We start from the raw sequence: 12,951 nt of genomic DNA, 5'->3' as shown, positions 1-12,951 counted from the left end.
TTGATGCAGGCACTCGATAGTTTCGACGCCGACGAGCGTCTGCAGGACGTACTGCGCGAAGGCATCACCGCCGAGGATCTCCCGGCGGCGTTTCCGCTGTTGCGCGGTCGCTCGCTGCTGCGCGCCTTCAGCGCCCTCTTCCACGGCGGTGAAACGCAGGTGATGCTGCGCCTGCTGGTGCTGCGCACGCTGGGCGCACGCGCCCACGCCCCGGAATGGACGCCCGCCGAAATCCGCGACCAGCTCGCCTTTGTCGAACCGGTGAAGCTGGAAACGGTGGTGCAGCGCCTGAAGGAGCACGAACTGCTCACCTGGGACAGCGAGACGCTGCGTTATCGCGTGAGTCCGCTGGGCCGCAAGGCGCTGGCCGCCGTGTCCACGCTGCTGGAATTCGAGCGCGACGACGAAGACGGCCTCGGCTACATCACCGCACAGCTGGCGGCGGGACAAGCCGTGGGCCGCGTTTCCGCCGATGAGCTCGGTCACCTGTTGTCGCGCCTGTCGGAGTTGAAGGAAGACTTCGACCGCGCCGTGCTTTCCGGTTCCGAACATCGCATCCGCCGCGCGGCGCAGCGCCTGGATGCGGTGTGGACGTGGGTGGAAAAAGGCACCGAGGTGGTCAGCGCCATTGCCGACAGCGAAGACATCGATTCGTCGACGCATCGCCTGGCGCAGGCCGTGGGCCGCGCGCAGAGCGCGCTGTTGCGGCAGGCCGGCGTGTTCCAGCGCGAACTCAACAAGATCGACCAGCACCGCGTGCACCTGGGGCGCACGGGTTTGTCCTCGTCCGACCTGGTCGCATGGCTGCGTTCGCTCACGCCGGATGCGCTGGCTGAGCACGCCAATGAAGCATCGCTGCTGCCGGTGCAGCCGCCGTTCCTGCAGGACCAGATCGCGCTGGACGTGGCGGAATATGAACTGCTCGAACGCGAACGCGCAGCGGCCGAAAGCACCGCACTGCCCGACGCGGAAGCCACGCCGAGCACGCATGACTTGCCCATCGACGAGGAAGACCTCTCGCCTCTGCTGGCATGGCACGGCGAACTGGCGTCGCTCACCGATCCGATGGAATTGAGCGCTGCGTTGCGCGGCAACGACTACGCCTTGAGCGCTTACCGTCTCTCGCTGCTCGGCCTGGTGGGCGACCCTGAGTCGTCCGCGTTGCAGGGTCCCACGGCGGACCTCGCACGCCTGCCGCTGAAACTGGAAATCGAGCCGCACCTGATCGACCCGGGTTTGCCGTCCATCGCGCTGGTCAGCGCGGGACGCCTGCATCCCCACAAGGACAAGAAACATGCATGACGAAACCGCCGCGCTCGTCGCGCGACTGCTTTCCCAGCGCTGGCTGCCACGCGACGACAAGCAGGCGCGCATGGCGCTGCTCGACGAGGCCTTCCGCGAAGATCTGGACCGCCGTCTCGCCGCCGTGGGCCTTGAGCTGCGCGAGCATCCGTACTCCGCCTATATCGGCGTGGCCGTGGCGCGCGCGAACGAGAAGCACGTGTTTGGCGGCAGCGACAGCTGGATTTCCAACACGCTGCAGCTGGACCGCGACGCCATCGCGCTGCTGGTGGTGCTATGGGCGCTGATCGTGCTGCCCAAGCGCCAGCGCCAGCTGGAACGCCAGCAGGCCGAAGCCGATGCCTCGCAAACGCTGATGTTCGCCGAAGCCAAGCCTATTTCACGCGATACCTCGTTGTCGCCCATCGTGGCCGAACGCACCCTGCTTGCCGACTTCGGCGACAAGCTGGGTGGCAAGACGCGCGTGAACTTCAACCTTGGCCTGCTTTCGCGTCACGGTTTCATCGTGCGCCGCAAGGGCGAGCTGGCGGAAGGTCCACTGCTGGATCTTGTGTTCGACTACGAGCGCACCGCGCGACGCATTCTCGACGGTGCCTTGAGCGACCTGCTTGCGGGCCTGACCCCGCGCGACGACCTGGGTTCCGATGAAGAGCCCCTCTACGACGACGCCGACGGCGACGTGAATGACATCAGCGAAGACAGCGAAGTGATCCACGATGTTTGATTTCCGCAGCCTCGAAGTCATCCACTGGGACTACTGGCAGCGCTTCAGCCTGCCGCTGGATACCAACATCGTCACCGTGGTTGGACCCAATGGTTCGGGCAAGACCACGTTGCTCGACGCGTTGCGCACGCTGCTCACCATCGACTGCGCCGGCAACCGCGACTACAAGAGCTACCTGCGCCACAACGGCAAGCCCTTCGCGTGGCTGCGCGCACGCGTCGGCAACGTGCCGGGGCCGCGCGGCGAGCGCCCGTTCTTCCCCATCATGGACAGTGAAGTGACGCTGGCCGTGCGCATCCAGAAGAAGGGCGGCGAGTGGCAGCGCCAGTACGCCGTGATGGGCGGCGACGTAAGCATCGATGACATCGAAGCGCGCAACGACTTCATGGGACTGCGCGAGTACCGCGTACGCCTGGAAGGCGCTGGCCTTTCACAAGCCATCCGTCGCGTGCTCACGCTGGAACAGGGCGCCACGGACAAGCTGTGCCAGCTGCCGCCCAAGTCGCTGCTCGACCTGGTGTTCGACGTGTTCGGCGACAAGACGGTGCTGGAGGATTACCAGCGTGCACGCAACGAACAGGCCGAAGCCGACCGCGAGCTGCACGGCCTGGAACACCAGCTTTCGCTGATCGGCGTGAGCCTGCAGGAAGCCGAAGGCCGCGTGCGCTCATGGCAGGAGTGGGATGCACTCAAATCCGAGCACACCGATCTGGTTGCCGAGACGCTGCCGCGCACGGAACTGGCGGAACTGCACAACGCGATTCGCGGTGCGCGCCCCCAGCTGCTGGGGCTCAAGCGCAAATGCCGCGATCTTTCGGCGCGCGATGTCGAGCTGCAGCTTGGCCTGCAATCGCTCGATGCCAGCGAGGAATCGTTGCGCGGCGAGCAACACGTGGCGGATCAGGCTCGCCAGCAAGCCAAGCAGCAACTGGACGAAGCCCGCCGCGCCGAAACCGAAAACGCCACGCTGCTCAAGCAGGAGCAACACTTGCGCAAGCTGGTTGCGGAGCAGGATGGCGCCGATCACGAGAAACAAGGCAAGCAACTCGTCGAAGCGCGCAGCCAGCTCGGCCGCCTGCAGAACGACGAAGCGCGCCTGCGCGAGCAGCTTTCCACGCTGACGGCGCAACTGGCTGCGTGGCGCCGTGGCCAGCGCTACACGCCTGAATTCGAGCAGTCGTTCCGCCGCGCGCTGGATGATGCGGGCGTGGGCCACAGCATGCTGAGCGAGATCGTGGAGATCACCGAGCCTCGCTGGCAGGCCGCGGTGGAAGCCGTGCTTGCCGGTTATCGCCATGTGGTGTTGCTGGATCATCCGCGCGACCGCGAAGCGGCGTGGCGCCTTGGCGAACAGCACCGCTACAAGCACTTCGTCGTCGCCGAACGCGCGCCCGCCACCGTGCCTACGCGCGGGTCGCTGCTGGAAGTGGTGGATTTCACGGCGCCTGCGCCCGAGTGGTTGCTGCGCCAGCTCGACCGCATCCGTCGCGTGGAAGACGTGGCCGACGGCGCGAAGCTGGGCAAGGAGCAGGACTGGATCACGCCGCAGGGCTATTTCCGCGAACGCCGCGGCGGCCGTCACCTGGGCGTGGATGATGTCTACTTCGGCAGCGCCGCACGCGAACGCCAGCTGCGTGAAGGCGAAGACCGCCTGCAACAGATCGAAAAGCAGCTGCGCGCCATCGGCGACAAGCGCAAGGCGTTCCAGGAGCAGGCCAGCGATGCCGAAAGCCTGCTGCGTGGCGCCAATGCCAGCAACCAGCTGGCCGATCGCGCTGACGAATTCGCCGCCGCACACGAAGCGCAGGCCGCACTTCAAGACGATGTCCAGCGTTGCGCGGACAGCTACGCCGCTGCCGAAGCGCATTACGAAGGCGTGCGTGAAAAGCGCCAGCAGAATTCCCGCCAACGTGACAACGAAGCGCGCGAACATCGCCAGGCCCAGCAACAGCTGGCCGATACGACGCGCCAGTTTTCCCAGTTCCGCAACGAACAGGTTGATCGCCTGAAGGCCTTCCGTCACAAGCGCAACCACGTGCGTCCGGCGCATCGCACACGTCGCGCCATGCTCGAACTGCGCGAGCGCTACGAATCACCAGCGGCCGTGCGTCGCGAGATCGACCGCATCGAGCGTCGCCTCAACGAAGGCCATTGGGAAACCGACAACGGCGTGCTGCCGCTGCGCGACAAGTACGCCAACGACCACGAAGGCCTGAAGGAAGACCTGCAGCGCCGCCGCGTGCACCTGGAGCGCGCCGCACGCATCACCACCGAAGCGCGCGGCGCGTATCTCAACGTGCTGCGCAATACGGTGAAGCGCTACGCGCGCAACCTGAAGGTGCTGGCGGATCTCGCCGGCATCGGCGTGGAAACGGAACTGCCCGAACTGGTGAACGAGGACCTCGCGCTGGCACAGGCTGGCCTCAACGTTCGCTTCGAGTTCGACAAGAAGGGCTGGATCGGCATGGACGACGGCGAAGCGTCCGGCGGACAGCAGGTGATGAAGTCGCTGCTGTTGCTGGTCGCGTTGATGCGCGACGAAGATCGCCCCGGCGGCTTCGTATTCATCGACGAACCGTTCGCGCACCTGGACATCTTCAACATCGACAAGGTGGGCGCCTTCCTCAAGTCCACCCGCGCCCAGTACATTCTGACCACCCCGGCCACGCACAACATCAACGTGTTCCAGCCCAGCGACCTCACCCTGGTCACCAGCAAGCGCCGCCCCGGCGCGACATGGGCACAGCCGCTCGCCGTGCTGCGCCGCCGGACGGAAGCCGCATGATCCTGCGCCGGCCCATCCACCTCGCGATGCTGGCCGGCCTGTTCATTGCGCCGGTGCAGGCGTGGGCGCAATCCACGCCAGCCGAATACCTGCGTGAGTTCGATACCGACGGCGATGGGCGCGTGAGCGAAGCCGAATACGTCGCGCACCTCAGCGAAGGCTTCTACCGTCTCGATACCAACGGCGACGGCGTGCTGGAACCCAGTGAATTGCCGGGCGGGCACGGCAAGCCGATCACCCTGAAGCAGTTCCAGGACAACCTGCGCCGCCAGTTCCACAAGCTGGACCGCAACCATGACGGCTACCTGGATGCCAAAGAGCTGACGCAGCCGCCGCAGGGCTGAACCGGCGAGCTCCCTGTAGGAGCGCACTTGTGCGCGACCGCAGGGTGCCAATGACTCGACCGCCGGATGTGGTCGCGCACAAGTGCGCTCCTACAAGGGCATTCGCCCCTCTTCCGCACTGCACACACGGCGTCATGTGTAATGGGCTATCGTGCGCGTCTTGCCGTCGGTCACCTCCATGGATCAGACAACCCTTCCCGAGCATCAACCGCGTCGCCGTGCCGCCCTGGCATTCATTTACGTCACCGTTGTGCTGGACATGCTGGCGTTCGGGGTCGTCATCCCCGTGTTGCCGCACCTGATCGAACAGCTCGCGGGCGGCGGCATTTCCAATGCGATCTGGTGGGTGGGCGTGTTCAGCACGGCGTTCGCCATCGTGCAGTTCGCTTTCTCGCCGATACAGGGCGCGCTGTCGGATCGCTTCGGTCGGCGCCCGGTGATCCTGATTTCAAACGCAGGTCTTGCCATCGACTTCTTCGTGCTGGCCATGGCACCCACGTTGTGGCTGCTGTTCGTGGCACGCGTGATCCTGGGCATGACCGCGGCCAGCTTCACCACCGCCAACGCGTACATCGCGGACATCACGCCCAAGGAAAAGCGCGCGGCCGCCTACGGCATTCTCGGCAGCGCGTTCGGCCTGGGCTTCATCATCGGGCCGGGCATCGGCGGCTTGCTCGGCGACATCCATCTGCGCCTGCCGTTCTGGGTCGCGGGCAGCCTGGCGGCGTGCAATTTCCTGTACGGCCTGTTCGTGCTACCCGAATCGTTGCCCAAGGATCGCCGCACCCAGCGCTTTGAAATCCATAGCGCCCATCCGCTGGGCTCGCTGAAACTGCTGGCGCGCTACCCGCTGGTGATGCGACTGGCGGTGGTGATGTTCCTGGTGTTTCTCGCACACTACGTGTTGCAGACCACCTTCGTGCTGTACGCGGACTATCGTTATCAATGGGGGCCGCGCGCTGTCGGTTATGTGCTGATGCTGGTCGGTGCCTGCGATGGCCTGGTGCAGGCCGTGCTGACCCGCAAGCTCGCGCCGCGCTTTGGCGAACGACGGCTGATGCTCGGCGGCATGCTGTGCGGCATCGGTTCGTTCCTGGTGATGGGCTTTGCCGATACAGGCGCGGCTTTCCTCATGGGCATCCCGCTGATGGCGCTGTGGGGCTTGTCGCAGCCGCCCATCCAGTCGCTGATGACGCACGAGGTGGATCCGCACGAACAAGGTCGCCTGCAGGGAGCCGTCAGCAGCCTGCAGAGTTTCGCGGGTATTTTTGGCCCGTTCCTGTTCGCGCAGGTGTTCTCGTTCTCGATTTCCCCGACATCGCCGTTTCACCTGCCGGGACTGGCGGTCGAGCGTGCGGCCGCGCTGCTCGCCATCGGCGCGCTGATCGCGATGCGCGCAACCCGTAACGTGCAGGATCTCGCCGCCGACACCACGCACCCGGCCCACACGCTTCCGGGCGAACCTTCCTCGGTCGTCCCGCTTCAACACGCCATTCACCACCCCGAACCACCGGAGCAATCCCCATGACTTTGTCGATGTACCAGGCATCCGTTCCCGTCTTCCTGCGCGCCCTCCACAACCTGCAGCACGTGCTGAAGAAGGGCGAGGCGCATGCGCAAGCCCGCAAGTACGAGCCGTCGCTGTTGCTGCAGGCGCGCCTGACCGCCGACATGCTGCCGCTGACCAGCCAGGTGCAGATCGCCACCGACATGGCCAAGAACGCCTGCGCGCGCCTGGCCGGCGTCGAGCCACTGAAGTTCGAAGACAACGAGACCACGTTCGCCGAGCTCCACGCCCGCATCGAACGCGCCATCGACTACATCAAGAGCTTCAAGGCCGATCAGATCGACGGCAGCGAAACCCGCGCCATCACGCTCAAGATGCGCTCCGGTGAACAGCACTTCGAAGGCGAAGGCTATCTGCTGCACTTCGTACTTCCGAACGTGTTCTTCCACTGCACCACCGCGTACGCGATCCTGCGCGAAGCCGGCGCGGAACTGGGCAAGATGGATTTCCTCGGCAAGCCGTAACCGGTTGACGCCACACAGGGGCAGCGCTGGACACGCCATGTCCGCGCTGCCCTTTTTTATGCCTGCGCGGTCTCAGGGCTTACGGCGCCGCACTGCCACTTGATTGGCCCACGCGCCGAACCCATAACCCTGAGATCAACCGAGGAATCACCCCATGAGCGCCCCTACTCCCATCAAGATCGACTTTGTTTCCGACGTGGTATGCCCCTGGTGCGCCATCGGCCTCAAGTCGCTGGAACAGGCGCTGGAAGCCCTGGGCGATGACGTCTCGGTGGAGCTGCATTTCCAACCCTTCGAGCTCAACCCGCAGATGGCGCCCGAAGGCGAGGACATCGGCGAGCACCTGGCGCGCAAATACGGCAGCACGCCGGAGCAGATGCGCCAGAACCAGGGCGCCATCCGCGATCGCGGCGCCGCGCTGGGTTTCACCTTCAACATGGACAAGCGCAGCCGCATCGTGAACACCTTCGACGCCCATCGCCTGCTCCACTGGGCCGCGCTGGAAGGTCGCCAGCCCGAGCTGAAGCAGGCGCTGCTGGCCGCCTATTTCACGGACGGTCGCGATGTGAGCTCGCGCGACGTGCTGGTGGATGTCGCCGCCTCCGTCGGCCTGGATGCCACTGAGGCCCGCCATGTGCTGGACGAAGACCGCTATGCACAGGACGTGCGTGCGCAGGAGCAGTTCTACCAGTCGCAAGGCATCCGCGCCGTGCCGTCCGTGATCGTCAACGAGCGCTACCTGATCCAGGGTGGCCAGCCGCCGGAAGTGTTCGAGGAAACGTTGCGGAAGATCGCGGCGGAGGGTTGATCTCGCGGCGGAGGGCGTCGCGCACAGGGTGCGCTCCCACAAGGGCAGTCGCTGCACACCGGGTGTGCGACTGCCCCTCCCGGCCAGACGTGCGAAAATAGGCGGCCGCCCCCCCCAGCCCGCCCCGCCGCATGATCCGCCTCACCGACATCAAGCTCCCGCTCGACCATGCCGAAGGCGCCCTTGAGGCCGCCATCCGCGCGAAGCTGGGACTGGGGAAGGACGGTCTGCACAGCTTTATCGTGTTCCGTCGCGGCTACGACGCCCGCAAGCGCAGCGCCATCCAGCTCGTCTATACTCTGGATGTGGACGTGGCCAACGAGGATGTCATCCTCAAGCGCCACGCGGACGACAAGCACGTCCAGCCCACACCGGACACCAACTACCACTTCGTGGCCAAGGCGCCCGAGAACCTCGAACAACGTCCCATCGTGATCGGTTTCGGTCCATGTGGTCTGTTCGCCGGCTTGCTGCTCGCGCAAATGGGCTATCGACCCATCATTCTCGATCGCGGCAAGGCCGTGCGCGAACGCACCGTGGATACCTGGGGCCTGTGGCGCAAGCGCCAGCTGGAACCCGAATCGAACGTGCAATTCGGCGAAGGCGGAGCCGGCACGTTCTCCGACGGCAAGTTGTACAGCCAGATTTCCGACCCGCACCACCACGGTCGCAAGGTGCTTACCGAATTCGTGAAGGCTGGCGCGCCGGAGGAAATCCTCTACGTCAGCAAGCCGCACATCGGCACCTTCCGCCTGGTGACGATGGTGGAAAGCATGCGCGAGACCATCCAGTCGCTGGGTGGCGAAATCCGCTTCTCGCAGCGCGTGGACGACGTGCTCGTGGATACGGCTGCCGATGGCACGCGCCAGTTGCGCGGCGTTGTGCTGTCCAACGGCGAACAACTGATGAGCGACCACGTGGTGCTCGCCGTGGGACACAGCGCGCGCGACACATTCTTCATGCTGCACGACCGTGGCGTGTACATGGAAGCCAAGCCGTTCTCGGTTGGCTTCCGCGTGGAACATCCGCAATCGATCATCGACCAGGCGCGCTTTGGATCGAACGCCGGCCACCCCATCCTGGGCGCGGCCGACTACAAGCTGGTGCACCACTGCAAGAACGGTCGTTCCGTCTACAGCTTCTGCATGTGCCCCGGCGGCACGGTGGTCGCGGCAACGTCGGAACCCGAGCGCGTGGTCACCAACGGCATGAGCCAGTACTCGCGCAACGAGCGCAATGCGAATGCCGCCATCGTCGTCGGCATCGAGCCCAAGGATTTCGCCGCATTCGACGACAGCGGCAGCCCGCTCGCCGGCATCGCCTTGCAGCGTGCCCTGGAATCGCGCGCCTACGAACTCGGCGGCCGCGACTACAGCGCGCCGGGTCAGCTCGTCGGTGATTTCATCAAGGGCAAACCCTCCACGCAGCTCGGCCAGGTGCAGCCGTCGTACAAGCCCGGCATCCACCTCACCGACCTCGCCACCGCCCTGCCCGACTACGCCATCGAAGCCATCCGCGAAGCGCTGCCCGCGTTCGATCGCCAGATCAAGGGTTTCGGCATGAACGACGCCGTGCTCACCGGCGTCGAAACGCGCACGTCATCGCCCGTGCGCATCCGTCGCGGCGAGGACTACCAGAGCCTCAACACGCGCGGCCTGTTCCCCGCCGGCGAAGGCGCGGGTTATGCCGGCGGCATTCTTTCCGCGGCGGTGGATGGCATTCGCGTGGCGGAAGCGGTGGCGCGGAGCATCAACGCGTCGCCCTGATCATTGCCGTCCGGATGTCAGCATAAGCTGACTCGACATATCCGAACCCCTACCTTGCGCCGGCAGATCGCCGACGCGAACTATCGCTCGCCTTACATATCCGCCTTCTCCGACGCGTGATCGAATCGAAACTTCTTGCTGCTCGAACGCAGTAAGTCGCGCCAATCGGCTTGCTCAGCAGCCGATCTTTTCGAACGACCCGTAGGGAGACGGTTGCATGCATCACCACTATCACCGCCGCAGGCTGCTTACGCTGGCCTGCCTTGCCGCCATGTCCGGCACCGCATTCGCTCAGCAAACCCTGCCAGGTGCAGCCACGCAGGCAGATCCGAAGCGCGCTTCGGATCTTGAGGCGATCAATGTCACCGGCACGCGCATTTCCAACATCAACGTGATCTCGGCCGTGCCGACCACGGTCATGACGGCGGAAGACATCAAGTCCAGCGGTGCCGTGAATGTGGGTGATTTGTTGACCACCATGCCGCAGCTGGCCAGCACATACACGATGGGCAACTCCACGCGTTATATCGGCACCGCAGGCGTGCAAAAGATGGACTTGCGCAACCTGGGATCCGCGCGATCGCTGGTGCTGGTCAATGGCCGTCGATTTGTTGGCGCGAGTGCCGGTGACACGTCCGTTGACGTCAATATGATTCCCGTTGCATGGATCGAGCGCGTGGAAGTCATTACCGGTGGTGCGTCGGCGGTGTACGGTGCCGATGCCGTTACCGGTGTGGTCAACTTCATTCTGAAGAAGAACTATCAGGGTGCACAGCTCAGTGCACAGTACGGCGATTCCGAACACGGCGGCTACAGCCCCAGGAGCATCACGCTCAGCGGCGGCATGAATTTCGCGCAGAACCGCGGCAACATTGCGGCGTCCGTGGAACATGCGCAGTCGGACAACCTGGAGTTCCCTGATCGCTTCGGCAACAAGTCGTATTCAACGATCAAGACGCCCAATGGCCCGACCGACACGGCCCTCTTCAACAATGCCGGCAGTTACACCATCACGAATGGTGGCACCTTCTCTCTCGGCAGGTCGACCGAACTTGGCAAGCGCTATGTCTTCAATCCTGACGGCAGCGTGCGCTCGCAGCGTTTTGATGGCATCGCGGACGATACGGGCCGCTGCCAGGATTGCGACCGCCTGGACACGAACCAGGTGCTGGAACTCATGCCGAAGTACAACCGCACCACCGTCAACGGCGTGGCCACCTTCGACATTACGCCCGAGCAGCATCTCTACGCCGAAGGTACCTACAGCAACAACCAGGTGAAGGTGTGGAGACAACCCGCCTTTGGCAGCGGCGGCACCGCCTACATCATCACGCGGGACAACCCATATATCTCGCCGAGCCTCGCTTCGCTGATGGATGCCAACGGCAAGAAGTCCCTTGCGGTCTCGCGCTTTGACGTTGACGCAGGTCGCCGCGGTGAAGATACATCTCGCAACACGAGCCGCATCGTCCTGGGCTCCAATGGCGTCATCACTGGCGACTGGCAGTACGATGGTTACGTGGATTACGGCGTTACCGACGAGACGCGGCACAACCTCAACAATCGCATCAGGGATCGTTTCAACGCATCCATCGATGCCGTGCGTGATCCATCCACCGGCAACATCGTCTGTCGTTCGACGCTGAACCCCAATGCCATCAACGTCAATGCCGGTCGGGTGCTCGACCCCATCGCACTGGGTGGCGGCTGCGTGCCGACCAGCATCTTTGGCACGGGGGCCATCGATCCGGCGGCGGCGCAATGGTTCAATACCACCACGACCACCAAAACACACCTCACGCAGTTCGTGGGCGGCGGCACGGTGACGAACAACAACCTGTTCCAGATGCCGTGGGAAGCAGGTGCTGCGAGCCTGGTCGGTGGCGCTGAATTCCGCCGCGAAACCAGCCGACAGGACACCGACCCGCTCGATCAACAAGGCCTGACGTTCCTCAACGCCATTCCTTCGTCCAGCGGCGCATACAACGTCAAGGAAGGTTTCATCGAATTCGCAGCGCCACTGATCACCGGTCGCACCGGTGCACAGAGCCTCTCGTTCGATACGGCGGCACGTTTCTCGGACTACAGCAGCTTTGGCCATACCAAGGCATGGCGCTGGGGTCTGGATTGGTCTATCACCAGCGATGTACGCCTTCGCGGCACCATGTCCACCGCTGTGCGCGTGCCGAATATCGACGAGTTGTACAGCGGCCAGACCCAGAACTATTTCTCTGTCACCGACCCCTGCTCCACCAACCAGATCAAGAACGGCAAAGACCCCAGCGTTCGCGCCGCCAACTGTCTGGCGCTTGGCGTTCCCTCCGGCTGGACCTCCAGCAACTCGGCCACCATCCCGGGCCTCTCCGGCAGCAACCCCGATTTGCAGCCTGAAACCGGCAAGACGTGGACGGCAGGCATTGTGCTTACGCCCACCTTCCTTGAAGGGTTGAGCCTGTCGGCCGATTACTGGAACATCAAACTGACGAATGCCATTTCGTCGCCCTCGGGTCAGCAGACAGCCAACAACTGCGTCGATTCGACCACGGGCATCAACACCATCTATTGCCAGAGTGCGTTACGCGACGCGGTAACGCACGAACTCAACTACATCAGCACCATCGAGCAGAACATTTCGGAGCTGAGCACATCCGGCATCGACTTCAACGTCAATTACGGCACGGCTATCGGCAACGGCAGGTTCAATACCAGTCTCAATGCCACGCGCGTGATTGCGTACACCGAGCATCCGTTCCAGATCGATCCGACCTACACCATCCAGGACAACGGCGTGCTGGGCTTCCCGGAATGGAAGGCGACGCTCTACAACACGTACGGCATCGGCAGCTGGGCGTTCAACTGGAACATCCGCTACTTCTCCTCGATGTTGCGCGTGACCAATGAAAGCTATGCATCCAACCCGACACAGACGACACCCATTCGCGCAGGCGCGGGCTTCTTCAACGACGCCAAGGTCAGTTACAGCGTGCCCAACAGTGGATGGCAGATTTACGGCGGCATCACCAACGTCTTTGACCGCAACCCGCCGACCAATATTTTTGGTACCACCTTCGGCGGTGGCTTGTATGACGCCATCGGCCGCGCTTACTACGCGGGCTTCAATTACAAATTCTGAGGACCCGCTGCGATCAGCAAGAAGCAAGCTTTAGACATCGCGTTTTGGCACAAACTTT

9 protein-coding genes are annotated in these 12,951 nt (G+C 63.9%); all 9 read left to right on the top strand.

Annotation, left to right across the window (positions count from 1 at the left end; genetic code table 11):
- Positions 1 to 3: 3 nt before the first annotated feature.
- Positions 4 to 1,302, top strand: a complete 1,299-nt coding sequence (locus tag DK366_RS09605) for a hypothetical protein (RefSeq protein ID WP_109125334.1) — start codon at positions 4 to 6, stop codon at positions 1,300 to 1,302.
- The gene (locus DK366_RS09600) at positions 1,295 to 2,026 is read left to right on the top strand and encodes a hypothetical protein (RefSeq protein ID WP_109125333.1); all 732 of its coding nucleotides are present in this window, start codon (positions 1,295 to 1,297) and stop codon (positions 2,024 to 2,026) included. Before DK366_RS09605 ends, DK366_RS09600 begins: the two co-directional genes overlap by 8 nt.
- Positions 2,019 to 4,811, top strand: a complete 2,793-nt coding sequence (locus DK366_RS09595) for an AAA family ATPase (protein WP_109125332.1) — start codon at positions 2,019 to 2,021, stop codon at positions 4,809 to 4,811. The genes DK366_RS09600 and DK366_RS09595 overlap by 8 nt, the downstream gene beginning before the upstream one ends.
- Complete coding sequence (locus DK366_RS09590; protein ID WP_198651497.1) at positions 4,808 to 5,155, top strand: EF-hand domain-containing protein; 348 nt, start codon at positions 4,808 to 4,810, stop codon at positions 5,153 to 5,155. Before DK366_RS09595 ends, DK366_RS09590 begins: the two co-directional genes overlap by 4 nt.
- Positions 5,156 to 5,333: 178 nt before the next feature.
- Positions 5,334 to 6,683, top strand: a complete 1,350-nt coding sequence (locus tag DK366_RS09585) for a TCR/Tet family MFS transporter (RefSeq protein WP_109125331.1) — start codon at positions 5,334 to 5,336, stop codon at positions 6,681 to 6,683.
- Positions 6,680 to 7,186, top strand: coding sequence for a DUF1993 domain-containing protein (locus DK366_RS09580; protein WP_109125330.1), 507 nt, complete (start codon positions 6,680 to 6,682; stop codon positions 7,184 to 7,186). Before DK366_RS09585 ends, DK366_RS09580 begins: the two co-directional genes overlap by 4 nt.
- Before the next feature lie 154 nt (positions 7,187 to 7,340).
- Positions 7,341 to 7,994: a DsbA family oxidoreductase gene (locus DK366_RS09575; protein ID WP_109125329.1), complete on the top strand. Its 654-nt coding sequence runs from the start codon at positions 7,341 to 7,343 to the stop codon at positions 7,992 to 7,994.
- Positions 7,995 to 8,125: 131 nt separating this feature from the next.
- Positions 8,126 to 9,760 carry an NAD(P)/FAD-dependent oxidoreductase gene (locus DK366_RS09570; protein ID WP_109125328.1) on the top strand — a complete coding sequence of 545 codons (1,635 nt, stop codon included), beginning with the start codon at positions 8,126 to 8,128 and terminating at the stop codon, positions 9,758 to 9,760.
- A gap of 217 nt (positions 9,761 to 9,977) precedes the next feature.
- A complete protein-coding gene (locus tag DK366_RS09565; protein WP_109125327.1) occupies positions 9,978 to 12,893 on the top strand; it encodes a TonB-dependent receptor in 2,916 nt (971 codons plus the stop codon).
- Positions 12,894 to 12,951 lie beyond the last annotated feature (58 nt).

It is taken from the genome of Dyella sp. C11, assembly GCF_003121485.1.
In the GTDB taxonomy this organism is placed as follows: domain Bacteria; phylum Pseudomonadota; class Gammaproteobacteria; order Xanthomonadales; family Rhodanobacteraceae; genus Dyella.
This window is presented reverse-complemented; position numbering and strand designations above follow the sequence as displayed.